The sequence below is a fragment of the Catellatospora sp. IY07-71 genome (assembly GCF_018326265.1).
Taxonomy (GTDB): Bacteria; Actinomycetota; Actinomycetes; order Mycobacteriales; family Micromonosporaceae; genus Catellatospora.
Window position 1 is genome coordinate 1992882 of record NZ_AP023360.1, and the last position, 22021, is coordinate 2014902.

The window sequence follows — 22021 nt, forward strand, 5'->3', positions numbered from 1 at the left end:
TGACCCCTCGTACCACCCGGAGCTGTGACATGGCTTCCCACATGCCCGTCAACCACTCCCTGCGCCCGCTCTACCGTGGGCTGGCCCTGCTCGCCGGGCTGTTCGTGCTGGCGTTCGGCGTGCTCGGCTACCTGGAGAGCCAGGGCCAGCCCCTCTTCCACCAGGGCGAGGCGCGGGCGCTCGGCCTGCGCACCAACCCCGCGTTCGCGTACGCCAGCCTCGGCGCGGGCGTCGTGGTGCTGCTCGCCACGCTCGTCGGCCGCAACCTGGACCGTTTCGTGAACATGTGGGTGGGCGCCGGCTTCCTCATCGCGGGCACCGCGATGATGGCGCTGATGCGCACCGAGTCCAACGTGCTCAACTTCACGATGGCCACCTGCCTCGTGTCGTACCTGATCGGCTCGGTGCTGTTCACCGCCGGCATGTACGTCAAGGTCGGCTCGGCCGCGAAGGCCGCCGCCGAGCAGGCGCACCGCCAGGGCGCGCACTGAATCGGTCGTTTCGGTCCCGCCGGGACACTTCCGGCGGGACACTGGCCGTATGCATCTTCCGGTCAATCACCGGCTGCGGCCGCAATGGCGTTTCCTGGCTGGGCTGTGCGGTGCGTACCTGCTGGTGTTCGGCATCGTCGGCGCCGTCCGCTCCGCCGGTGAGCCCTTCTTCAGCCGCGCCGACACCGACGCCCTCGGGCTCAAGACGAACCCGGCGTTCGCCTGGCTGTCCATCATCGTCGGCGCCGTCGTGCTCGGCGGTGCGTTCATCGGCCGCAACATCGACCACTGGATCAACATGATCGGCGGGGCGGTGTTCCTGCTGGCCGGCCTGTTCATGCTGCTGCTGATGCAGACCCCGGCGAACAAGCTGAACTTCGAGGTGGCCACCACCGTGGTCTCGTTCATCATCGGCACGATCCTGCTGATCGCCGGGATGTACGGGAAGGTCGGCACCCCCGCCGAGGCCATCGCCGAGGAGGTGCTGCGGCACAGCACCCGCCCCGGGGACAAGTTCGCCGTCAAGCCCCACGCGAACAAGTAGGGCCGCGGCCTACTTCTTGTCCTTGCGGGTCAGCAGGGCGGGCTTGGCCTCCAGGTGGGACAGGCCGTTCCAGCACAGGTTCACCAGGTGCGCGGCCACCGTCTCCTTGCGCGGCTTGCGCACCTCCAGCCACCAGCGGCCGGTCAGCGCCACCATGCCCACCAGCGCCTGGGAGTACAGCTCCGCGAGCTTCGGGTCGTACCCCCGCGTCTTGAACTCGGCGCCCAGGATGTGCTCCACCTGGTGCGCGACGTCGTTCAGCACCGAGGAGAAGTTGCCCGACGAGGACATCACCGGCGACTCGCGCACCAGCACGCGGAAGCCGTTGGTCTCCTCCTCGATGTAGTCCAGCAGCGCCAGCGCCGCCTGCTCCAGCAGCTCCCGCGGATGCCCCGCGGTCAGCGCGGTGGTGATCCGGGTCAGCAGCGAGGTGACCTCCCGGTCCACCACGACGGCGTACAGGCCCTCCTTGCCACCGAAGTGCTCGTACACCACAGGTTTGGAGACCTTGGCCCGCGACGCGATCTCCTCGATGGACGTCGCGTCGAACCCCCGCTCCGCGAACAGCTGGCGGCCCACCGCGATCAGCTGCTCGCGCCGCTGGGAGAAGCTCATCCGCACCCGGGACCCGGCCTTCGGAGGCGCGGCCTGCCGGCTCGGCCTGGTCTCGCGTACGTCGTCAGCCACGCCCCCATCCTGCCAGGAGGACGGGGGCGTGGCCGGACTGCCGTTGGTGTCGACCGTCACCGGGCCAGCTTGGGCTGGGCGTCGCGGTCGATCATCTTGGCCTTGACCCGCTCCACCTTCGGCCACTTCACATTGGTGGCCCAGCCGAACTTCTCGAACAGCCAGATCACCCGGGCCGAGATGTCGATCTGGCCGCGCAGCACGCCGTGCCGGGCACAGGTCGGGTCCGAGTGGTGCAGGTTGTGCCAGCTCTCGCCGAACGACAGGATCGCCAGCGGCCAGAAGTTCGACGCCTTGTCGCCCTCGCGCATCTCGAACGGGCGCTCGCCGTACACGTGGCAGACCGAGTTGATGGCCCAGGTGACGTGGTGCAGCAGGCCGATGCGGATCAGGCCGGCCCAGAAGAACGCGGTCAGCGCGCCCTGCCACGACCAGGTCACCAGGCCGCCGACGACGGCCGGGGCGAACGCGGTGGTCAGCGACAGCAGGCCGAACAGCTTGTCGACCTTCTGGATGTCCTTGTCGGCGAGCAGGTCCGGCGCGAAGCGGGCCCGGTTGGACAGCTCACGGGCGAACAGCCAGCCGACGTGGGCGTGGAACATGCCCTTGGTCAGGCCCTTGAGGGAGTTGCCGAAGCGCCACGGCGAGTGCGGGTCGTCCTCGAGGTCGGAGTACTGGTGGTGGCGGCGGTGGTCGGCGACCCACTGGGTCGGCGAGCCCTGCACGGCCATCGCGCCCGCGACCGCCAGCGTCACCCGCAGCCAGCGGGTGGCCTTGAACGAGCTGTGGGTCAGGTAGCGGTGGTAGCCGACCGTGATGCCCAGCCCCGTCACCACGTACATCACCGCGAAGATCGCTACGTCGGTGCCGCTCAGCCAGCCGCCCCAGGCGACCGGGATCACCGCGAACAGTGCCAGGAACGGCAGGGTCACGAACGCCCAGAGCCCGATCAGGGTGCCCTTGGACTGCTGCCCCTCGGTCAGCGGCTTCTGTGCCCGCTGTGCGGCCGCGGTGCCGGTGGGCGTGTCGATGGCAGTGGTGGTCATGGCACCTCGCTGGAGCTGGGGCGGAAAGTCTGAATCGGGCTACCTACGTCACCGTAACCTACGCAACCGTAGTTTGACAGGGGGCAGGCCCCCCGGAATTTGCTGCGGCAGTCCCTACGCCGCTGGGAGGGGATGGCCCCGGGAGTGTCGTACATGCGTTCTAGCGTGACCGCGTGGCGAAACCGGAACTACGCGCACAGGCAGTACAGCTACGCCAGGCGGGGTGCTCGGTGCCGGACATCGCATCGAGGCTCGGCGTCGCCCGTTCCACCGCCTTTCAGTGGGTGCGTCACATACCGCTCGACTCTGATGCCGAGGCGGCCGAGCGCCGCCGCGCACATTCGCGCGCCATGACCGACGCGCGCTGGGGTGCGCATCGTGCGCAGACCGCGCAGCGCAGGCAGCTTGCGCGGGATGCCGGGCAGGCGGTCGTCGGGGAGTTGACCGAGCAGCATCTTGCTTTGATCGGTGCGGTGATCTTCTGGTGTGAGGGGACCAAGGAGAAGCCCTGGCGGGCCAACGACGGCCGCGTGACGATCATCAACACGGACCCTCGCCTGTTGCGGATCTTCGTCCGCTTCCTGGAGTCGGTCGGAGTCAGCCGCCGCGAACTCACCTACCGAGTGAGCATCCACGAGACCGCCGATCCGGACGAGGCAGCGCGCTGGTGGGCGGCCGAGCTCGACGTGCCGCTCGAATGCTTCCGGAGAGCGACCATGAAGCGGCACCGTCCCAGCAGCTCACGACACAACCAGGGAAGCGGATACCACCGTTGCCTCGTGGTGACCGCACGACGCAGGCGCGAACTCTACTGGCGGATCGAGGCGATCATCGACGAACTCGACCGCCGAACCGGTGCGGCATCCGCGGGCGAACCACGATAAGCTTTGGCGCCGGATGGGGCGTGGAGTAATGGCAGCTCACCAGACTTTGAATCTGGAAGGTCCTGGTTCGAATCCAGGCGCCCCAGCTAGCACAGTTCCCGGATGGAAGACAGGCGGCTCGTGACTCGTACGGTGATCGTCCTCGCGGCCGGCGAGGGTAAGCGGATGAAGTCGGACCTGCCGAAGATGCTGCACCCGCTGCTCGGCCGCTCGCTGGTGGGTCACGTGCTCGCCGCCGCCGCGCCGCTGGGCGCGGAGCGCACCCTCGCCGTCGTCGGCAACCGGGCCGACCAGGTCACCGCGCACCTGGCCGAGATCGCGCCGGAGGTGTCGACCGCGCTGCAGGCGCAGCAGAACGGCACCGGCCACGCGGTGCGCATCGCGCTGGAGGCGCTGGGCGACGTCACAGGCACCGTGGTCGTGCTGAACGGCGACGTGCCGCTGCTGCGCCCGGAGACCCTGCAGGCCCTGGTGGAGGCGCACGAGAACGCGAGCGCCGCCGCCACCGTGCTGGGTGCCGAGGTGCCGAACCCGACCGGCCTGGGCCGGCTGGTCCGGGACGCGGGCGGCGGCCTGGCCCGCATCGTGGAGGAGCGCGACGCGACGCCGGAGCAGCGGGCGATCCGCGAGATCAACGCGGGCATCTACGCGTTCGACGCGGCGGCGCTGCGGGCCGCGCTGGCCAAGCTGACCACGGACAACGACCAGGGCGAGGAGTACCTCACCGACGTCTTCGGGCTGTTCGTGGCGGAGGGTTCGCCGGTGCGGGTGCACCTGGCAGCCGACGCCGTGGAGACGCTGGGCTGCAACGACCGGGCCGAGCTGGCGTCGCTGCGGGCGCTGCTGCGCGACCGGATCAACCTGGACCTGATGCGCTCCGGCGTGACCATCATCGACCCGGCGACGACCTGGGTCGACGTGACGGCGACCGTCGAGCGCGACGCGCTGCTGGAGCCGAACGTGCAGCTGCGGGGGGCCAGCTCGGTCGCCTCCGGCGCGGTGGTCGGCCCGGACGTGACGCTGATCGACACCAGCGTGGGCGAGCAGGCCCAGGTGGTACGCGCGCACGCGGTGCAGGCCGAGATCGGCCCGAACGTGTCCGTGGGCCCGTACGCGTACCTGCGGCCGGGGGCGCGCATCGCGCGCAAGGGCAAGGTCGGCACGTTCGTGGAGATCAAGAACGCGTCGCTGGGCGAGGGGACCAAGGTCCCGCACCTGACCTACGTCGGCGACGCGACGATCGGCGAGCACACCAACATCGGCGCGGGCAACCTGTTCGCGAACTACAGCGGCACCACCAAGAGCCACACCACGATCGGCTCGCACGTGAAGACGAGCTGCGACACGACGTTCGTGGCGCCGGTGACGATCGGCGACGGCGCGTACACCGCGGCCGGCTCGGTGATCGGCAAGGACGTGCCGCCGGGCGCGCTGGCGGTGGCGCGGGCGCACCAGCGCAACATCGAGGGCTGGGTGCAGCGCACGCGGGGCGGTACGGCGTCGGCGGAGGCGGCCGAGCGGGCTCTGAAGGAGCAGGCGGGCGAGGAGGGCTGAGCGCCCTGCTCGGGATGACCGGCGCGTGCGGTGACGCCGCGCCGGTCGGCGTCAGTGACGCTCGACCGGGTTGCCGTCCTCGTCGAGCCAGCCGCGCTTGGCGGCCTCGGCCCCGAGGGAGAACTGGTTCTTCGCGCCGGTCTGCTGCTTGAGCGAGGCGATGTGGTCGTGCACCGCGCGCTCGCTCAGGAACACCAGCTTGGTGATGGTCTGCACGGTGAAGCCGGCGGCGAGCAGCAGCAGGATCCGGCGCTGGATCAGCGTCGGCTCCCCGGACTGTTCCCGACCCATCGGGCTTCGCCTTTCTGTACGGACAGTTGTGCTTAACGAAGGTAGCGCCACCCGTCCGAGGCGGGCAAGGCACCCTCGTGTCACCTGCGTGAACTCCCGGGCAAGCGGTGTGTCCGTGATCTGTCGCACCCACGAACGGCCTTGGTGGCTGGTTCGCGAACCGCCGGGAGAGGATGAAGCGAAAAGGTGATACTGACCGCAGACCATCGTGAAGGGGCGGCAAGCCGATGGGCAGCATCGTCACGGAGAACCGCAAGAACCTGATGCTCTTCTCTGGCCGGGCCTACCCCGAGCTGGCGAGGGAGATCGGCGAGGTGCTCGGCGTGGGGGTGACCCCGACGACGGCATACGACTTCGCCAGCGGTGAGACGTTCGTCCGTTACAAGGAGTCCGTCCGCGGCTCGGACGCCTTCATCGTCCAGTCCATGACCCAGCCGGTGAACAACTGGATCATGGAGACGCTGCTCATGATCGACGCGGCGAAGCGGGGTTCGGCCAAGCGCATCACCGTGGTGCTGCCGTTCTACCCGTACGCCCGCCAGGACAAGAAGCACCGCGGCCGGGAGCCCATCTCCGCCCGCCTGGTCGCCGACCTGCTCAAGACGGCGGGCGCCAACCGCATCCTCACCGTCGACCTGCACACCGCGCAGATCCAGGGCTTCTTCGACGGGCCGGTGGACCACCTGTTCGCGATGGACGTGCTGGCCGACTACGTGCAGGCCAACTACGGCCACCGCGAGCTGACCGTGGTGTCGCCCGACTCGGGCCGGGTGCGCGTCGGTGAGCGCTGGACGGACCGGCTGGGCGGCTGCCCGCTGGCCTTCATCCACAAGACCCGCGACCCGCTCAAGCCCAACCAGGTGGTGGCCAACCGGGTCATCGGCGAGGTGGCCGGCCGCACCTGCATCCTGGTCGACGACATGATCGACACGGCGGGCACCATCTGCAAGGCCGCCGACATCCTGTTCGACAACGGCGCCGCCGACGTCATCGTGACGACCACCCACGCGGTGCACTCCGACCCGGCCACCGAGCGCCTGAAGAACAGCCGGATCAGCGAGGTCATCGTCACCAACACCCTCCCGCTGGGCACCGAGAAGACGTTCGACAAGCTCACCGTGCTCTCGATCGCCCCGCTGCTGGCCCGCGCCATCCGCGAGGTCTTCGACGACGGCTCCGTGACCACCCTCTTCGGCGGCCTCAGCTGACCCTGGCGGCGCACCCCCTTCCGGCCACGGCGCACCGCGACCGGAAGGGGTGACATCGGCCGCCCCGCCGGGGATGACCCAAAGTGATCGGGTAAGCTTTCGTGGTTGCCACGGCGAGGGTGCCCTGCGGGTCGTAACTACCTGTTGATGGCGCCGTGATCGACGCGGTGCTCCGGGTCTTCCCGCGCGCCCTCGTTCGCTCGGCCTGACAAGAGACCCGTTGAGCAGGAGAAGTAGTCGTGTCTGAGGTAAAGATCAGCGCCGAGCCGCGTACCGAGTTCGGCAAGGGCGGCGCTCGCCGCACCCGTCGTCTGGGCCTCGTGCCCGCCGTCATCTACGGCCACGGTGAGGCCCCGCGCCACATCGCCGTCCCGGCCCGTGAGTTCGCCGCCGCGATCCGCCACGGCGGCATCAACACCGTCTTCGAGCTGGTCTCGCCCGACGGCACCAAGACCCTGGCGCTGCCGAAGGCCATCCAGCGCGACCCGCTGAAGGACACCTACGAGCACATCGACCTGGTGATCGTGAAGCGCGGCGAGCAGGTCACCGTCGAGGTGCCGGTGCACCTGGTCGGTGAGGCCGCCAAGGGCACCCTGGTGATGACCGAGCACGACAAGATCGCGATCAGCGCCGAGGCGCTGCACCTGCCGGAGTTCGTCGAGGCCTCGATCGAGGGCCTGGAGGCCGGCTCGCACGTCACCGCCGGTGACGTCAAGCTGCCGCGCGGTGCCCAGCTGGTCGCCGACGCCGAGACCATCGTCGCCGTGGTGAGCCTGGCCCCGACCGCCGAGCAGCTCGAGGGCGAGGCCGCCGAGGCGCCCGAGGCCGCCGAGGCCGAGGCCGAGGAGGCCGCCGAGACCGTGGCCGCCGAGGCCTGATCTCGTTTCAGCTCCGTCCGTGGCGTCCGTCATGCTGTAACGGCATGACGGACGCCACGCGCGTATGTGGGGAGAAGTGGGCATGGAGCAGGCAGCGCCCTGGCTGATCGTGGGCCTGGGCAATCCGGGGCCGCAGTACGCCGGGAACCGGCACAACGTCGGGTTCCACATCGCCGACCTGCTGGCCGAGCGCACCGGCGGCAAGTTCGGGCGGCACCGTAAGGCGGTGGCCGACGTGGCCGAGGCGCGGCTGGGCTACGGCGCGGACGCCCCGCGGCTGGTGCTGGTGAAGCCGCTGACCTACATGAACCTGTCCGGCGGTCCCGCTGCCGCGCTGAGCCAGTTCTACAAGGTGCCGGTCGAGCAGATCATCGCGGTGCACGACGAGCTGGACATCCCGTACGGGCAGCTGCGGCTGAAGGTGGGCGGGGGCGAGGGCGGCCACAACGGGCTGCGCTCGATGAGCAAGTCGCTGTCCACGAAGGAGTATCTGCGGGTGCGCTTCGGCGTGGGCCGCCCGCCGGGCCGGCAGGACCCGGCCGACTTCGTGCTGTCGGACTTCTCCAGCGTGGAGCGCAAGGAGCTGGAGTTCCTGGTGGACCGGGCCGCGGACGCCGTGGAGGCGATCGTGAAGGTCGGCCTGGCCGCCGCGCAGCAGACCTACCACACTGCCTGATCCCGACAGATCTCCCGCCGTCACATTTGCCCCAATCCCGCGTTGTACCGGCAGGCGCACCTGCTCCGGCCCTCTAAGCAGGCCGGATTCGGTGCGCCGCGTCGGTGACGGGGGGCATTCATGGAGCAGCGCCGCGACGACGATCGACGCGGCCCGCGACCCTATCCGCAGCGTCCCCGGCTCGCCGACGACGGCGGTGCGCTCGCCTACACGGCCACGCCGACCCCGGCGGGCCCGGCCCCGTTCAGCCCCGCGCCGGTCGGCCTGGTTGCGGTCCGCCCGCAGACCCCGGCGCACCGGCCCGCGGTGGGCCGCCGCCCGCTGCACCGCGGCAGCACCCACATCGGTACGCCGGTGCGCGTGCTCGACCGCCGCAAGGGCTGGGAGCAGCGCTACCTGCGTACCCTCATCGCCTCGGACCTGCTCGTCGGGGCCGCGGCGGGCCTGCTGGTCTACATGCTGCGCTTCGGGCACCCGGTCACCCCGTACACGACGACGTACCTGCTGCTGTCGCTGGCGCTGCCGTTCGCGCTGGTCGCGTCCCTGGCGCTGACCCGGGCCTACGACAAGCGCCACCTGTACGTCGGCACGCAGGAGTACGACCGCGTCATGCGGGCCGGGCTCTGGCTGATCGCCAGCGCGGCGGTGGGCTCGTACGCGCTCGAACTGCCCACCGCCCGCTCGTACGTGCTGCTCGCGCCGCCCGCCGCGACCGCGGCCCTGGTGGTCACCCGGTTCCTGATCCGCAAGTCGCTGCACCGCCGCCGGGAGCGCGGGGACTGCCTGCGCCGCGTCATCGTGGTCGGGCACGAGCTGGCCATCATCGGGCTCACCCGGCAGCTGTGCCGCGAGCGCTTCCACGGGCTGGAGGTCGTCGGGGCGTGCGTGCCGCGCGGCAGCGACGGCCGGGTCGGGCTGCCGGTGTACGGCACCTTCGACGACGTGGCCGCCGCGGTGCGCGCCGCCGGTGCGGACACCGTGATCGTGCTGAGCTGCCCGGAGCTGGACGGGCACGCGCTGCGCCGGATGGCCTGGGCGCTGGAGCGCGACGAGATCGACCTGATCGTGGCCAGCTCGCTGATCGACGTGGCCGGCGGTCGCACCACCATCCGCCCGGTCGACGGCCTGCCGATGTTGCACGTGGAACATCCGCGGCTGTCCGGCGGCAGCCGGGTGGTCAAGGAGCTGATGGACCGGATCGGCGCGGCGCTGCTGCTGGTCATGTTCGCGCCGCTGCTGCTGGTGACCGCGATGGCGCTGCGCATCGACTCGGCCGGCCCGGCGCTGTTCAAGCAGGTGCGGGTGGGGCGGGACGGGCGTGAGTTCGTCATCTACAAGTTTCGTACCATGTATGTGGATGCCGAAGCCCGGCTGGCCGAGCTGAAGCATCTCAATGAGCACGACGGGGTGCTGTTCAAGATCCGGGACGATCCGCGGGTGACCGCGATGGGCCGGTGGATGCGCCGCTACTCCCTCGACGAGCTGCCGCAGCTGCTCAACGTGCTGCTGGGGCAGATGTCGCTGGTGGGGCCGCGCCCGCCGCTGCCGCACGAGGTCGCCGCGTACGCCGACGACGTACGCCGCCGCCTCGCGGTGAAACCCGGCATGACGGGACTCTGGCAGGTCTCGGGGCGATCGGACCTGCCGTGGGAGGAGGCGGTCCGGTTGGACCTGCGCTATGTCGAGAACTGGTCAATGTCCATGGACCTGCTCATCCTTCTGCGTACGCTGACCGCCGTTGCCCGAAGCTCTGGAGCGTACTGATGCCCCCGGTGGAAGACGGCGCCTTCGCCGTATGGCTGGCCCGACAGGCCGGCGACCTGCTGCTCACCCTGCGTGACGAGATCGGGTTCGACGACCCGGCCGGTCTGCGCCATGCCGGTGACAAGCGCTCGCACGATCTGATCATGACCGAACTCGCCCGCTGGCGGCCCGCCGACGCGGTGCTGAGCGAAGAAGGCGTGGACGACCCCGCCCGGCTCACCGCCAACCGGCTGTGGATCATCGACCCGCTCGACGGCACCCGCGAGTTCGGGGAGCAGGGCCGCGCCGACTGGGCCGTGCACGTCGCCCTGTGGCGGCGCACCGGCGAGCACGACGGCGAGCTGGTGGCCGGTGCCGTGGGACTGCCCGCGCAGCAGCGGGTGCTCGGCAGCGAGCCCGCTCCGGCGTACCCCCCGTTGTCTCCGGAGGCGGCCGCGGGCGGGGCGATCCGCATCGCGACCAGCCGCACCCGGCCCCCGGCCTTCCTGGCCGCGGTCGCCGAGCAGGTCGGTGCCGAGCTGGTGCCGATGGGCTCGGCCGGCGCGAAGATCGCCGCCGTGGTGACGGGTGAGGTCGACGCGTACATCCACGCCGGCGGCCAGTACGAGTGGGACTCGGCGGCGCCGGTGGCGGTCGCCGCCGCGGCCGGCCTGCACACCTCCCGGGTCGACGGCGCCCGGCTGCGTTACAACCAGGCGAACGCGAGCCTGCCCGACCTTTTGGTGTGCCGCCGCGATCTGGCCGCTGACCTGCTGTCGGCCTTGTCACAGCATCGTTGATCCACGCGCGCCGCGGCGTGTAGGGTTAATTCCCGAGTAAAGCACTAGGAAAGGTCTGGATATGGTCCAGCCTGGGCCGGAGCAGCCGGCTGCCTACCGAGTCTCCCACCTTGATGCTCTCGAAGCCGAGAGCATCTTCGTGATGCGGGAGGTCGTCGCCGAGTTCGAGCGCCCGGTGCTGCTGTTCTCGGGTGGTAAAGACTCCATCGTGATGCTGCGGCTGGCGCAGAAGGCGTTCGCGCCGGGGCGGATCCCGTTCCCGGTGATGCACGTCGACACCGGCCACAACTTTCCCGAGGTGCTCGAATACCGGGATCGCCGGGTCGACGAGCTGGGACTGCAGCTGATCGTGGCGTCGGTGCCCGACGCGATCGCGCGTGGGCTGGTCGCGGAGCCGGCTGGTGGGTCGCGGAACCGGATTCAGACGCCGGTGTTGCTGGACGCGGTGGACAAGTACCGGTTCGATGCGCTGTTCGGTGGTGCGCGCCGGGACGAGGAGAAGGCGCGGGCCAAGGAGCGGGTGTTCTCGTTCCGGGACGAGTTCGGGCAGTGGGATCCGAAGAATCAGCGTCCTGAGCTGTGGTCTTTGTACAACGGTCGGCATCATCCGGGTGAGAGCATCCGGGTGTTCCCGTTGTCGAACTGGACCGAGCTGGACATCTGGCACTACATCGCGCGGGAGGCGATCCCGCTGCCGTCGATCTACTACGCGCATGAGCGTGAGGTCGTCGACCGGGACGGGATGCTGTTCGCGGTCAACGAGTTCATTGCGGCGCGGGCCGGTGAGTCGGTGTTCAAGGCCAGGGTGCGTTACCGCACGGTCGGGGATGCCACGCTGACCGCCGCCGTCGCGTCGGAGGCGGACACGGTGGAGAAGGTCATCGCCGAGGTCGCCGCGACACGGGTGACCGAGCGTGGCGCCACGCGTGGCGATGACAAGGTCAGCGAGGCGGCGATGGAAGACCGCAAGCGTGAGGGGTACTTCTGATGACCGCTGTTGCAGAGCCCGCCGCCGAGGCCCGGCACGAGGGGCGCGTCGACCTGCTGCGTTTCGCGACGGCGGGGTCGGTCGACGACGGTAAGAGCACGCTGATCGGGCGGCTGCTGTACGACACGAAGTCGCTGTTCGAAGACCAGCTCGAAGCGGTCGAGGCGGTGTCGGCGGCGCGTGGGGACGAGTACACCAACCTCGCCCTGCTCACCGACGGGCTGCGCGCCGAGCGGGAACAGGGCATCACCATCGACGTCGCCTACCGGTACTTCGCCACCCCGCGGCGCAAGTTCATCATCGCCGACACCCCCGGCCACATCCAGTACACCCGCAACATGGTCACCGGCGCCTCCACCGCCGACCTCGCGCTGGTCCTCGTGGATGCGCGCAAGGGCATCGTGGAGCAGTCACGCCGGCACGCGTTCCTGTGCTCGCTGCTGCGCGTGCCGCACCTGGTCCTGTGCGTCAACAAGATGGACCTCGTCGACTACGACCAGCAGGTTTACGACCGCATCGTCGACGAGTTCACCAGCTTCGCGGCGAAACTCGACATCACCGACCTGGCGATCATCCCCATCAGCGCGCTGCAGGGCGACAACATCGCCACCCGCTCGGCGAACATGCCCTGGTACGAAGGCCCCAGCCTGCTGCACCACCTCGAACACGTGCACATCGCCTCCGACCGCAACCTCGTCGACGTCCGCTTCCCCGTCCAGTACGTCATCCGGCCCCAGTCCACGACCGTCACCGACTACCGCGGTTACGCGGGCCAGGTCGCCTCCGGCATCCTCAAACCCGGCGACGAGGTCATGGTCCTGCCCTCAGGCATGACCACCCGCATCGCCGGCATCGACACCGCCGACGGACCCGTCACCGAGGCGTTCCCGCCCATGTCGGTGACCGTCCGGCTCGAAGACGAGATCGACATCTCGCGCGGGGACATGATCTGCCGACCCCACAACACCCCCACCCCCGCCCAGGACATCGAAGCCCTCGTCTGCTGGATGGACGAAACCAAGCCCCTCACCGTCGGCGGCAAGTACGCGATCAAGCACACCACCCGCACCGCACGCGCGATCGTCAAAAGCCTGCAATACCGGCTCGACGTCAACACCCTGCACCGCGACGAAACCGCCGGCCAGCTCGGCCTCAACGACATCGGCCGCGTCCGGCTGCGCACCACGATCCCGCTGATGGCCGACGAATACCGCCGCAACCGCACCACCGGCGGGTTCATCATCATCGACGAGACCACCAACCGCACCGTCGCCGCCGGCATGATCATCGAAGCCGGCTAGCCGACACCGGCAGCGCGAACTACCAACAGCCAACCGCACCCGCCCATCGGGCAGGTGCGGTTCGCTGTTTCGCAGAACCAGCGCCGCGGCTCCCCGCCCCGCAAGTTCACCAGTCCGGAAGCGCGTCAGCCTGCGGCCCTGCCGGCTCAGCTGCCGGCGGTTCAGCCACCCCGGCTCACGCCCCGCTCCGCCAAGCCATGATCCGTTTTTGTGGACGCTCACCGTCGCTATAGCAACAGCCAGCGTCCACAAAAACCGATCATCGAACCGCCCCCACCCACCCGGCCCTGCCACAGCGCATCGATCATGAAGTTAGGGCAGCGACACGCCGTCGAACCCGCCCATAAGTTCATGATCGCCGCAGTGCCGCAGTGCCGCAGTGCCGCAGTGCCGCAGTGCCGCAGTGCCGGTTGCAGTTTCGGGGAAAGTGCAGCGTTCCTGAGGTGTGAAGCTGCACTTTCCCCGAAACTGCGGGCGCGGTGGGGCGGAGGCGGGGCTTGCGGGGTCCCGGCGGGGTCGGGGGTGGTCAGGTGATCGAGTAGGTGACGTAACCGTCGACCTCGTGGAAGCCGAGGGTGCGGTAGAGGGTGCGGGCGGGGGTGTTGTCGTGTTCGGTCTGCAGGGAGACGCGGCGGGCGCCTGCCGCGCGGGCGGCGGACACGACGTGCTCGACCAGGGCTCGCGCGTGTCCGCGGCCACGGTGCTCGGGGCGCACGTACAGGTCGCGTACCAGCCAGAAGGTGCCCAGGGTGATGGACGCGGGCAGCACCGAGACGGTGACCAGGCCGCAGGGGCGGCCGGTGGTGAAGGCCGCGCTGATCCGCAGGCTGCCTGAGGTGGCCTGGTCCTGGAGCCACTGCCGGGTGGCGCCGTACGCCCGCTGCTCGCCGTAGTGAGCCCGGTAGTCGTCGAACAGCTCGGCGACCCCGCCGAAGGCGGCGGCCGACGGCTCCACCCAGGTGATCATTCGCGGGACGCCACCGCCGCGCGGATCGCGGTGACCGCGGCGGCCAGTTCCGTGACGATGCCGGCCAGGCTGCTGCCGTCCGCGCCGGACAGGTTGACCGTGCGCAGCTCGTCGGGCTTGGGCAGCTTGGCGACGATCTCGGGCAGCTTGGCGATGAGTTCGGCCTGCACCGCCTCGGGCGAGCGCCCGTTGGCGATCTCCTGGCGGACCCGGTCGCGCTCCAGCCCGAGCAGGGCGGCGTCGTGGGTCTGTGTGGCGCGGGCGGCGGCGAGCGACAGCTCGTGCTCCAGGGTGAGCCGCTGCAGGGTCTGCTCCAGCTCCAGGCGCAGCCGGCCCATCTCGGTCTCCTGCGCGTGCCGTTCCTGCTCCAGGTGCAGCTCGTGCAGGGTGGTCTCGCTGTTCTGGCTGGCCAGGGCGCGGGCGTCGGCCTGCTCGCGTTCGCCGCGGCGCAGCTTCTCGGCGGCGTCGCGGTCGAACGCGGCGGCGGCGTTGCGGGCCTTGAGGTCGGCCAGCTCGCGGTCGTTCTCGAGGCGCTGGAGCTGGTCGAGGCGCTGGGCGGCCAGCTCCCGGCCGGTGATGACCTCCTGCGCGGAGAGTTCCGCGAGCCGGGCGAGCTGGCCCTGCTCGGAGCGGAACGGCTTCTGCAGGTTCTCCCACAGCCGGGCCGAGGTGACCACGGCCTCCTTGATCTGCACGGTGACGATGCGCAGGCCGAGGCCGGTGTCGCTGTCGCCCGCGCCCTCGGCGACGCCGCGCAGGCGGGCGGTCAGCTCCTCGATGATGGGCTGCTTGTCGCTGAGCACCTCGTGCACGCTCATGGTGGCGACCTTGTCCTTGATGGCGGCTTCGGCCTGCTCCTTGAGCTGCAGGTTCACCAGCCGCATCGGGTCGGCCGGGTCACCGAAGTCGAGTTTGCGGTACGCCGTCGCGATGTCCTGCACGATCCACTGCACGTACGCCTGGACCAGCACGCCCTGCAGCTCGCGGCAGATGCAGAACGCGTTGAGCAGGATGGTCTGCATGGTGCCGGGCACGACGAGGTAGGAGTCGGTGCGCGAGCGGTAGCGGAAGGACGTGCCGAGGCCGAGGTGCAGCGGCTTCTCCTGGCCGCGGCGGGTGTGCACGACGAACGCGTTGGGCGGCACGAGCACGGTCTTCCACGGGCCGATGCCGGTGACGCGTACGTCCACGGCGGACGGCGGGGTGGTCGCGGCCTCGGCGGCGCTGCGCCGGGCACGGTTGCTGGTGCCGCCGCCCTCCGGGGCGGGCGCCTGGGCGGGGGGCGCCGCCTTCTTGACCCGCAGGTCCTGCTCCAGCTGGGAGGACTGGGCCATGACCTGGTCGAGGTACACGTTGCGTTCCGCGGAAGCCATGCGCGGCATCCTGCCGTACGCCCGCAACACCGTCCACTGTGGTGTCAGAAAGGCGGAGTGTTAAGAAGGGCACCTTCTTCTACGTATAACGATAAGAAGGTGCCCTTCCTTTCAAGAGAGGCGGTGGGCGCCGGGGGCGGGGAGGGCGGTGAAGGCGGCCGGGGGGCGGAAGCCGCGGGCGGCGAAGGCGGTGTGGACGGCTTCGGCGACGGTGTCGAGCTTTTCGGCTTCGACCAGGGCCAGGACGCAGCCGCCGAAGCCGCCGCCGGTCATCCGGGCGCCGTAGGCGCCGGCGGCGAGGGCGGTCTCGACGGCCTCGTCGACCTCGGGCACGGTGATCTCGAAGTCGTCGCGCATGGACGCGTGCGAGGCCGTCATGAGGGGGCCGATCTCGCGGAGGCGGCCTTCGCGCAGCAGCGCGATGGTCTCCAGGACGCGGGCGTTCTCGGTGACCACGTGGCGGGCGCGGCGCACCAGCAGCGGGTCGTCGAGGCGGGACAGGTCGGCCAGGGTGGCGTCGCGCAGCGCGGGCAGGCCGAGCAGCGCGGCGGCGCGCTCGCAGGCGGCGCGGCGGGCGGCGTACTCGCCGTCGACGAGCTGGTGCGGAGCCCGGCTGTCGATCACGAGGATGGCCAAGCCCTCTCCGGCCAGGTCGAGCGGGACGTGTTCGGTCGCCATGGTGCGGCAGTCGAGGAACAGCGCGTGGCCCTCGCGGCACAGCGTCGAGGCGGACTGATCCATGATCCCGCAGGGCACCCCGACGTACTCGTTCTCGGCCCGCTGGGCGAGCTTCGGCCGGTGCGCCAAGGGGATGTCCAGGCCGCCGAGGTCGGCCAGGGCGGACAGCACCGCGCACTCCAGCGCGGCCGACGAGCTGAGCCCGGCCCCGCCGGGCACGTCCGAGTCGATGTGCAGGCGTGCCCCGGGCACGTCGTGGCCGGCGTCGCGCAGCGCCCACACCACCGCGGCGACGTACGCCGCCCAGCCGGTGACCGGCTCGGACAGGTCGAAGGTGACCGTCTCGCCGGTGAGCGTCGAGGTGACCGACCATTCCGGCCGGTCGAGCCGCTCCGCCGTGACGACGGTGCGCTGCGGCAGCGCGAACGGGAGCACGAAGCCGTCGCAGTAGTCGGTGTGCTCGCCGATCAGGTTGACCCGGCCCGGCGCCGCCCAGACGCCCCGCTCGACCCCCGTCACAGTCCGCTCCGGTAGAACGTCCAGGCGTCGGCGACGATGTCGCGCAGGTCGGTCTTGGCCGGGGTCCAGCCCAGCTCGGCCTGCGCCTTGGCGGACGAGGCGACCAGCTCGGCCGGGTCGCCGGGGCGGCGCGGCGCGATCTCCACCGGCAGCGGGTGCCCGGTGACCTCGCGGACCGCCTCGACCACCTGCATGCAGGAGAAGCCGGTGCCGTTGCCGAGGTTGTAGATGCGGTGCTCGCCGGGGCGGGCCGCCGCCAGCGCCAGCAGGTGGGCCTGGGCCAGGTCGCCGACGTGGATGTAGTCGCGGATGCAGGTGCCGTCGGGGGTGGGGTAGTCGTCGCCGAACACGGCGAGCTTCTCCCGGCGGCCCGCGGCGACCTCCAGCGCGATCGGGATCAGGTGGGTCTCCGGGTCGTGCCGCTCGCCGATCATCGTGCCGTCCGGCAGCACCAGCGCGCCCGCCACGTTGAAGTAGCGCAGGCTGACCGCGGCCAGCTCGTGCGCGTGCGCCTCGGCGGCGATGGCCATGTCGACGGCCAGCTTGGTGGCGCCGTACGTGTTGACCGGCTTGGTGATCGCGTTCTCGGTCAGCGGGATCTCGGACGGGTTGCCGTAGGTGGCGGCGGTGGAGGAGAAGACCAGCCGCTTGACGCCGGCTGCGCGCATCGCGGCGAGCAGCGCCAGCGAGCCGATGGTGTTGGCCTCCCAGTGCAGCTCGGGGTGCGACATCGATTCGCCGGCCGAGATCAGCCCGGCGAAGTGGAACACGGCGTCGAACCCGGCCTCCGGGGTGAGCACCGACGCGGCGTCCTGGATGCGCGCCTGCACGAACACGGCACCCGCGGGCACCTGCGTGGCGTCGTTGCGGGAGAGGTCGTCGAGCACGACCACCTCGTGGCCGGCGTCGACCAGCAGCCGGGCGACGACGCTGCCGACGTATCCGGCGCCTCCGGTGACCAGTACCTTCATGTAGGGCGCTCCTCGAACTCCTGGTGCGGGCCAGCCTAGCCCGCGCCGCAGCGGTCACGACGTTGCTATCTCACCATATTCAAACAGAAAACAACAGGCTCAAACGCTGTCGCCTCGCTGTCAGGGCCGCCACGGCAGGTCGCATCCCTGCTGGGCATGCTCGGCGTTCGAGAACCATTACCCCGGAACGCTACGATGCGCGCATGTCCGTGCCCCGGCAGAACACCCCCCGTACGCGGGAGAATCATGGTCGAGAACCGCGCCGCCGGGAGCCCCGGTTACGCCCGCCGGGGCGGATGGCCCGGGCGGTGGCGCCGGCGATCGTACGGGCGGCCGACGCGCTGACCCGCTGGACCAACCGCGTGCTCGGCGTCGAGGCCACCGCCGGGCGTGAGCAGATCACCGAGGCCGAGCTGCGCGAGCTGGTCGCCGTGAACACCGCGCTGGACCCGGATGAGCGGCACATCATCGGCAAGGCACTGGCCCGGTCCACCGCCACCCTGCGCGAGGTGATGGTGCCGCGTACGGAGGTCTGGTTCCTCGAGGTCGGGATGACCGTGGCCGAGGCCGTCGCCGAGGCGCGCGAGGCCGGGCACACCCGGCTGCCGATCACCGACGGCAGCCACGACGACATCGTCGGCTTCGTCCACCTGCGCGACCTGCTCTGGGACGAGCGTCCCGAGCGGCCGGTGCGCGAGCTGGCCCGGGAGATCAAGCGGCTGCCCGCCAGTAAGCCGGTGCTCGCCGCGCTGTCGGAGATGCGCCGCGAGCGGCACACCATCGCGGTGGTCGTCGACGAGTACGGCGGCACCGCCGGCATCGTCACCCTGGAGGACCTGATCGAGGAACTCGTCGGCGAGATCCACGACGAGTACGACGAGACCCCCGCCGCCTCGGACGAGGTCGACGGCATGCTCAACCTCGCCGACTTCGCCGAGCGCACCGGCATCGCGCTGCCCGAGGGGCCGTACGAGACCGTGGGCGGCTTCCTGATGAGCGTGCTCGGCCGGCTGCCCGCCGCCGGGGACAGCGCCACCCTGGAGGCCTACCGGCTGACCGTGCTCGCCCTGGACGGCCGCCGGGTGGCCCGCGTCCGCCTGACCCCGGTGGAGCCCGCCCCGGACGCGGTCTGAGGCGACTCCGCTCGCCGCCATGATCGTCCGACTTGCCTGGCAGGTGTGCGTATCTTGAGCGCGCAAGCGCCCATGTGCCTGGCAAGTCGAGCGATCATGGCGGTCAGCGGATCGCGAGTTTGCGCCAGGTGAGGCCGTCGGCAGAGACGGCGACCCAGCCGTTGCGGAACAGGTCGAGCGCCACGTAGCCGCCCGAGGTGGCGCGCAGGGCCCCCACCGTGGGCAGGCCACTGTCGGGCGCGGCGGTGAATGTCGCGCCGAAGTCGGTGCTGAGCTGGAAGCGGCTGTCCGAGGCGACGAGCAGGCGGCCGTCCGGCAGCAGCACCGGCTCGCCGTCCACCGGCAGGTTCGCGCCGTCCGAGCGGCGGGTCAGCGCGCCGCCGCTGCCGGCGTACACCCCGGTGATCTTCCCGCCGCCGGTGGTCAGCGCGACGACCTGCGCGCCGCGCACGGTGCCGGTGACGGCGTCGCCGCGCCGGGCCCCGGGCAGCTCGCGCAGCTGCCAGGTGGCCCCGCCGTCGCTGCTGGCGGCCAGGCTCGGCAGGCCGTCGGCGCGCCGCCCGCCCGCCCACCAGACGCCGCCCGCGGTGGGACGGGGGGCGAGCCAGTCGGCGGTCAGCGGCGGCCGGGCGGCCGGGGCGGGATCCGGCAGCTTCGTACCGGGATCGGCCTCGACCAGCCAGGTCTCGCCGCCGTCCGCGGTGCGGGCGTAACGCCGCAGGCAGTCGCGCTCAGCCGGGGTGCAGGTGGTGCGCAGCCAGCCGGCGGCGCCGTCGAGCTCGAACTCGGTGATCAAACCGGGCAGGTCCGGGGCGGTGGCCGGGTCGGCGATGGCGGTGATGCTGAGCCCCGCACCTCGGTATACGTGATGCGACGCGGACGCTGCCGGGGTCGGCGAGGCGGCCGTCTCGTGCGGGCCCGGCCCCGGCCGCCACGGCTGGAGCAGGCCGACGGCGGCCACCAGCAGCACCGCCGCGGCGCTGCCGACCTGCGCCGCCTGCCGCCGGGCCCGGATCCGCCCGGCGCGCACCCGTACCTGCTCCAGCGGCGGCGCCTCCACGTCGTCGAGCAGGCCGCGCAGGGCCTCCCGCCCCCGGGAGAGCCGTGACTTGACCGTGCCCACGGGGACCTCCAGGATGTCGGCGACCTCGTCGAGGGGCAGATCGGCGAGGTAGTGCAGGACGACGACCTCGCGGTACTGGCGCGGGATGGTGGCCAGCGCGGTCCGCAGGTCGGTGTTGTCCGGTTCGGGCGCGGCGGCGGTGACCCGGGTCAGCGGCCGCTCCCGCAGCAGGATGGTGTCCAGCAGCTGGCGGCGGCGCCAGCGGCGGCGGACCACGTTGATCGCGACGGTGCGCAGCCAGGCCTCCGGCGCGTCCACATCGCTCAGGCCGTGGCGGCGGGCCAGCGCACGGGCGAACGCCTCCTGCACGGCGTCCTGCGCCTCGGTCAGGTCGGTGGTGAACGCGTAGACCTGCGCCACCAGCCGGCGGTACCCGGCGTGGTACAGCTCACCCAGCTCGTCCTGCGCGGTCATGGTCTCCCCGGTCCCTCGTTCTCGGCGACTCTAGTGAGTCCTGCCGGTGACGTCCGGTTCCCAGGTTTCAGCGCGGATCATCGGGGTGGGAGAATGGCCCCCATGTCCTTCGACGCGACGCAGCGCAGCAAGCCCCGGGTGCTCTCCGGGATCCAGCCCACCGGCGGCTCGTACCACCTGGGCAACTACCTGGGTGCGGTGCGCAACTGGGTGGGCATGCAGGAGACGCACGACGCGTTCTACTGCGTGGTGGATCTGCACGCGATCACCGCGGGACACGACCCGAAGCTGCTGCGGGAGCGCAGCCGGATCAGCGTCGCGCAGCTGTTGGCCGTCGGGCTCGACCCGGCCCGCTGCACGATCTTCGTGCAGTCGCACGTGCCCGAGCACGCGCAGCTGGGCTGGGTGATGAGCTGCATCACCGGCTTCGGTGAGGCCAGCCGGATGACGCAGTTCAAGGACAAGTCGAGCAAGCAGGGCGCCGAGCGGTCCAGCGTCGGCCTGTTCACGTACCCGATCCTGCAGGCCGCGGACATCCTGCTCTACCAGGCCGATTCGGTGCCGGTGGGCGAGGACCAGCGCCAGCACCTGGAGCTGACCCGGGACCTGGCGCAGCGGTTCAACACGCTGTTCGGCAAGACCTTCACGCTGCCGCAGCCGCACATCGTGAAGGAGACCGCGAAGATCCTGGACCTGCAGGACCCGAGCGCGAAGATGTCGAAGTCGGCGTCGACCGGCAACGGCCTGATCGAGCTGCTGGAGCCGCCGAACCGGATCGCCAAGAAGATCAAGTCGGCGGTCACCGACACCGGCCGTGAGATCACCTTCGACCCCGAGGCCAAGGCGGGCGTGAGCAATCTGCTGACCATCTACGCCGCGCTGTCCGGCCGCTCGATTCCCGAGCTGGTCGAGGCGTACGACGGCAAGGGGTACGGTGACCTCAAGAAGGACCTCGCCGAGGTGGTGGTGGAGTTCGTGACGCCGTTCCAGCAGCGCACGCAGGAATACCTGGACGACCCCGCGCAGCTCGACAAGATGCTGGTCATCGGCGCGGAGAAGGCCCGGGCCGTGGCGACGCCCACGCTGGCCGACGTCTACGACAAGATCGGCTTCCTGCCGCCGGCGGGTTCGAAGTAGCGGAACGTTCCGGGCGGAGGCTGTCGGTGGAGCGCACCATCGGTATCGCGATCGGCATCCCGCAACCGTGGGGTGCCGAACTCGACGCGGCCCGCGCCTCCACCGGCGACCCGCTGGCCGCGCTGATCCCCTCGCACGTGACCCTGCTCGGCCCGACCGTGCTGGCCGTCTCCGCCGAGCTGGACCGGCGCATCGACGAGCTGCTGGCGCGGGTGGCGGCGGAGCACGCCCCGTTCACCGTGCAGCTGCGCGGCACGGGCACGTTCCGGCCGGTCAGCCAGGTGGTGTTCGTGGCACTGGCCACCGGCATCGTGGAGTGCGAGCAGCTGGCGGCGGCGATCCGCACCGGCCCGCTGGAGCGCGAGCTGACGCACCCGTACCACCCGCACGTCACCGTCGGCCACGACGTGCCCGAGCAGGCCCTCGACGACGTCTTCGAGCGGATGGCCGACTACACGGCCCGCTTCGACGTCGCCCACTTCACCCGCTACGAGCACAACGGCACCGGCCGCTGGCAGCCCATCCGCGACTACCCCCTCGGCGGCTGACCCCGGCCGCGCGATGGCGGTCCGCACTTTCGGGGAAACTGCACGAAAGAAGCCGTTCTTTCGTGCA

General features: G+C 70.8%; 22 protein-coding genes and 1 tRNA gene. 15 read left to right on the forward strand and 8 right to left on the reverse strand.

Going from position 1 to position 22021, the window contains the following annotated elements; genetic code table 11:
* Positions 1–29: 29 nt before the first annotated feature.
* Both CS0771_RS09105 and CS0771_RS09110 read left to right on the forward strand, forming a co-directional pair.
* Positions 30–491, forward strand: coding sequence for a DUF4383 domain-containing protein (locus tag CS0771_RS09105; RefSeq protein ID WP_212840594.1), 462 nt, complete (start codon positions 30–32; stop codon positions 489–491).
* 49 nt (positions 492–540) lie between these two features.
* Entirely contained in the window at positions 541–1035 is a 495-nt protein-coding gene (locus CS0771_RS09110) for a DUF4383 domain-containing protein (RefSeq protein WP_212840595.1), read from the forward strand.
* Between the two features lie 9 nt (positions 1036–1044).
* Here CS0771_RS09110 and CS0771_RS09115 read toward each other — a convergent pair whose 3' ends face one another.
* Both CS0771_RS09115 and CS0771_RS09120 read right to left on the reverse strand, forming a co-directional pair.
* Positions 1045–1650 (reverse strand): TetR/AcrR family transcriptional regulator, encoded by a 606-nt coding sequence (locus CS0771_RS09115; protein WP_203748081.1) that lies wholly within the window; start codon positions 1648–1650, stop codon positions 1045–1047.
* A gap of 128 nt (positions 1651–1778) precedes the next feature.
* Complete coding sequence (locus tag CS0771_RS09120; RefSeq protein ID WP_212840596.1) at positions 1779–2768, reverse strand: acyl-CoA desaturase; 990 nt, start codon at positions 2766–2768, stop codon at positions 1779–1781.
* A gap of 173 nt (positions 2769–2941) precedes the next feature.
* On the opposite strand from CS0771_RS09120, the gene CS0771_RS09125 reads away from it, so the two are divergent.
* The 3 genes from CS0771_RS09125 to glmU all read left to right on the forward strand — a co-directional run bounded on the left by CS0771_RS09125 (position 2942) and on the right by glmU (position 5206).
* On the forward strand, positions 2942–3652 hold the full coding sequence (locus CS0771_RS09125) for a helix-turn-helix domain-containing protein (RefSeq protein WP_212840597.1): 711 nt from the start codon (positions 2942–2944) through the stop codon (positions 3650–3652).
* Positions 3653–3666: 14 nt separating this feature from the next.
* Positions 3667–3738 (forward strand) — tRNA-Gln (locus tag CS0771_RS09130).
* Between the two features lie 16 nt (positions 3739–3754).
* The gene (gene glmU / locus CS0771_RS09135) at positions 3755–5206 is read left to right on the forward strand and encodes a bifunctional UDP-N-acetylglucosamine diphosphorylase/glucosamine-1-phosphate N-acetyltransferase GlmU (RefSeq protein ID WP_212840598.1); all 1452 of its coding nucleotides are present in this window, start codon (positions 3755–3757) and stop codon (positions 5204–5206) included.
* Between the two features lie 51 nt (positions 5207–5257).
* On the opposite strand, the gene CS0771_RS09140 is transcribed toward glmU, so the two are convergent.
* On the reverse strand, positions 5258–5497 hold the full coding sequence (locus CS0771_RS09140) for a LuxR C-terminal-related transcriptional regulator (RefSeq protein WP_203747966.1): 240 nt from the start codon (positions 5495–5497) through the stop codon (positions 5258–5260).
* Between the two features lie 227 nt (positions 5498–5724).
* Here CS0771_RS09140 and CS0771_RS09145 point away from each other — a divergent pair, with 227 nt between their 5' ends.
* The 7 genes from CS0771_RS09145 (at position 5725) to cysN (ending at position 13091) form a co-directional block, all read left to right on the forward strand.
* Positions 5725–6705 carry a ribose-phosphate diphosphokinase gene (locus CS0771_RS09145; RefSeq protein ID WP_212840599.1) on the forward strand — a complete coding sequence of 327 codons (981 nt, stop codon included), beginning with the start codon at positions 5725–5727 and terminating at the stop codon, positions 6703–6705.
* Between the two features lie 239 nt (positions 6706–6944).
* Positions 6945–7583, forward strand: a complete 639-nt coding sequence (locus CS0771_RS09150) for a 50S ribosomal protein L25/general stress protein Ctc (protein WP_212840600.1) — start codon at positions 6945–6947, stop codon at positions 7581–7583.
* 82 nt (positions 7584–7665) lie between these two features.
* Entirely contained in the window at positions 7666–8259 is a 594-nt protein-coding gene (pth, locus tag CS0771_RS09155) for an aminoacyl-tRNA hydrolase (RefSeq protein WP_212840601.1), read from the forward strand.
* A gap of 120 nt (positions 8260–8379) precedes the next feature.
* Positions 8380–10023 carry a sugar transferase gene (locus CS0771_RS09160; RefSeq protein ID WP_212840602.1) on the forward strand — a complete coding sequence of 548 codons (1644 nt, stop codon included), beginning with the start codon at positions 8380–8382 and terminating at the stop codon, positions 10021–10023.
* Positions 10023–10802: a 3'(2'),5'-bisphosphate nucleotidase CysQ gene (locus CS0771_RS09165; protein WP_212840603.1), complete on the forward strand. Its 780-nt coding sequence runs from the start codon at positions 10023–10025 to the stop codon at positions 10800–10802. Before CS0771_RS09160 ends, CS0771_RS09165 begins: the two co-directional genes overlap by 1 nt.
* Positions 10803–10863: 61 nt before the next feature.
* Complete coding sequence (gene cysD / locus CS0771_RS09170; protein WP_212840604.1) at positions 10864–11790, forward strand: sulfate adenylyltransferase subunit CysD; 927 nt, start codon at positions 10864–10866, stop codon at positions 11788–11790.
* Positions 11790–13091, forward strand: a complete 1302-nt coding sequence (gene cysN / locus CS0771_RS09175) for a sulfate adenylyltransferase subunit CysN (RefSeq protein ID WP_212839995.1) — start codon at positions 11790–11792, stop codon at positions 13089–13091. Before cysD ends, cysN begins: the two co-directional genes overlap by 1 nt.
* Positions 13092–13617: 526 nt before the next feature.
* On the opposite strand, the gene CS0771_RS09180 is transcribed toward cysN, so the two are convergent.
* The 4 genes from CS0771_RS09180 to galE all read right to left on the reverse strand — a co-directional run bounded on the left by CS0771_RS09180 (position 13618) and on the right by galE (position 17599).
* A complete protein-coding gene (locus tag CS0771_RS09180) occupies positions 13618–14058 on the reverse strand; it encodes an N-acetyltransferase (RefSeq protein ID WP_212840605.1) in 441 nt (146 codons plus the stop codon).
* Positions 14055–15431 carry an SPFH domain-containing protein gene (locus tag CS0771_RS09185; RefSeq protein WP_212840606.1) on the reverse strand — a complete coding sequence of 459 codons (1377 nt, stop codon included), beginning with the start codon at positions 15429–15431 and terminating at the stop codon, positions 14055–14057. Before CS0771_RS09185 ends, CS0771_RS09180 begins: the two co-directional genes overlap by 4 nt.
* 111 nt (positions 15432–15542) lie before the next feature.
* Positions 15543–16628: a galactokinase gene (gene galK / locus CS0771_RS09190; RefSeq protein ID WP_244870697.1), complete on the reverse strand. Its 1086-nt coding sequence runs from the start codon at positions 16626–16628 to the stop codon at positions 15543–15545.
* Positions 16625–17599 (reverse strand): UDP-glucose 4-epimerase GalE, encoded by a 975-nt coding sequence (galE, locus tag CS0771_RS09195; protein WP_212840607.1) that lies wholly within the window; start codon positions 17597–17599, stop codon positions 16625–16627. Before galE ends, galK begins: the two co-directional genes overlap by 4 nt.
* A 296-nt stretch (positions 17600–17895) precedes the next feature.
* Here galE and CS0771_RS09200 point away from each other — a divergent pair, with 296 nt between their 5' ends.
* Positions 17896–18732, forward strand: a complete 837-nt coding sequence (locus CS0771_RS09200) for a hemolysin family protein (RefSeq protein WP_212840608.1) — start codon at positions 17896–17898, stop codon at positions 18730–18732.
* Between the two features lie 103 nt (positions 18733–18835).
* Here the strand turns inward: CS0771_RS09200 and CS0771_RS38620 are convergent, their stop codons facing one another.
* Positions 18836–20269, reverse strand: coding sequence for a sigma-70 family RNA polymerase sigma factor (locus tag CS0771_RS38620; RefSeq protein WP_244870698.1), 1434 nt, complete (start codon positions 20267–20269; stop codon positions 18836–18838).
* Positions 20270–20371: 102 nt separating this feature from the next.
* On the opposite strand from CS0771_RS38620, the gene trpS reads away from it, so the two are divergent.
* Together trpS and CS0771_RS09215 are read left to right on the forward strand one after the other, a co-directional pair.
* On the forward strand, positions 20372–21406 hold the full coding sequence (gene trpS, locus CS0771_RS09210) for a tryptophan--tRNA ligase (protein WP_212840609.1): 1035 nt from the start codon (positions 20372–20374) through the stop codon (positions 21404–21406).
* 20 nt (positions 21407–21426) lie between these two features.
* A complete protein-coding gene (locus CS0771_RS09215) occupies positions 21427–21954 on the forward strand; it encodes a 2'-5' RNA ligase family protein (protein WP_371821559.1) in 528 nt (175 codons plus the stop codon).
* Positions 21955–22021: the final 67 nt, after the last annotated feature.

Coding starts and splice junctions, on each gene's coding strand:
- CS0771_RS09145 (WP_212840599.1), top strand. CDS start 5,725: ATGGGCAGCATCGTCACGGAGAACCGCAAGAACCTGATGCTCTTCTCT.
- cysN (WP_212839995.1), top strand. CDS start 11,790: ATGACCGCTGTTGCAGAGCCCGCCGCCGAGGCCCGGCACGAGGGGCGC.
- galE (WP_212840607.1), bottom strand. CDS start 17,599: ATGAAGGTACTGGTCACCGGAGGCGCCGGATACGTCGGCAGCGTCGTC.
- glmU (WP_212840598.1), top strand. CDS start 3,755: ATGGAAGACAGGCGGCTCGTGACTCGTACGGTGATCGTCCTCGCGGCC.
- CS0771_RS09165 (WP_212840603.1), top strand. CDS start 10,023: ATGCCCCCGGTGGAAGACGGCGCCTTCGCCGTATGGCTGGCCCGACAG.
- CS0771_RS09185 (WP_212840606.1), bottom strand. CDS start 15,431: ATGGCTTCCGCGGAACGCAACGTGTACCTCGACCAGGTCATGGCCCAG.
- pth (WP_212840601.1), top strand. CDS start 7,666: ATGGAGCAGGCAGCGCCCTGGCTGATCGTGGGCCTGGGCAATCCGGGG.
- cysD (WP_212840604.1), top strand. CDS start 10,864: ATGGTCCAGCCTGGGCCGGAGCAGCCGGCTGCCTACCGAGTCTCCCAC.
- CS0771_RS09160 (WP_212840602.1), top strand. CDS start 8,380: ATGGAGCAGCGCCGCGACGACGATCGACGCGGCCCGCGACCCTATCCG.
- CS0771_RS09115 (WP_203748081.1), bottom strand. CDS start 1,650: ATGAGCTTCTCCCAGCGGCGCGAGCAGCTGATCGCGGTGGGCCGCCAG.
- CS0771_RS09120 (WP_212840596.1), bottom strand. CDS start 2,768: ATGACCACCACTGCCATCGACACGCCCACCGGCACCGCGGCCGCACAG.
- trpS (WP_212840609.1), top strand. CDS start 20,372: ATGTCCTTCGACGCGACGCAGCGCAGCAAGCCCCGGGTGCTCTCCGGG.
- CS0771_RS09200 (WP_212840608.1), top strand. CDS start 17,896: ATGGCCCGGGCGGTGGCGCCGGCGATCGTACGGGCGGCCGACGCGCTG.
- CS0771_RS09140 (WP_203747966.1), bottom strand. CDS start 5,497: ATGGGTCGGGAACAGTCCGGGGAGCCGACGCTGATCCAGCGCCGGATC.
- CS0771_RS09105 (WP_212840594.1), top strand. CDS start 30: ATGGCTTCCCACATGCCCGTCAACCACTCCCTGCGCCCGCTCTACCGT.
- CS0771_RS09180 (WP_212840605.1), bottom strand. CDS start 14,058: ATGATCACCTGGGTGGAGCCGTCGGCCGCCGCCTTCGGCGGGGTCGCC.
- CS0771_RS38620 (WP_244870698.1), bottom strand. CDS start 20,269: ATGACCGCGCAGGACGAGCTGGGTGAGCTGTACCACGCCGGGTACCGC.
- CS0771_RS09110 (WP_212840595.1), top strand. CDS start 541: ATGCATCTTCCGGTCAATCACCGGCTGCGGCCGCAATGGCGTTTCCTG.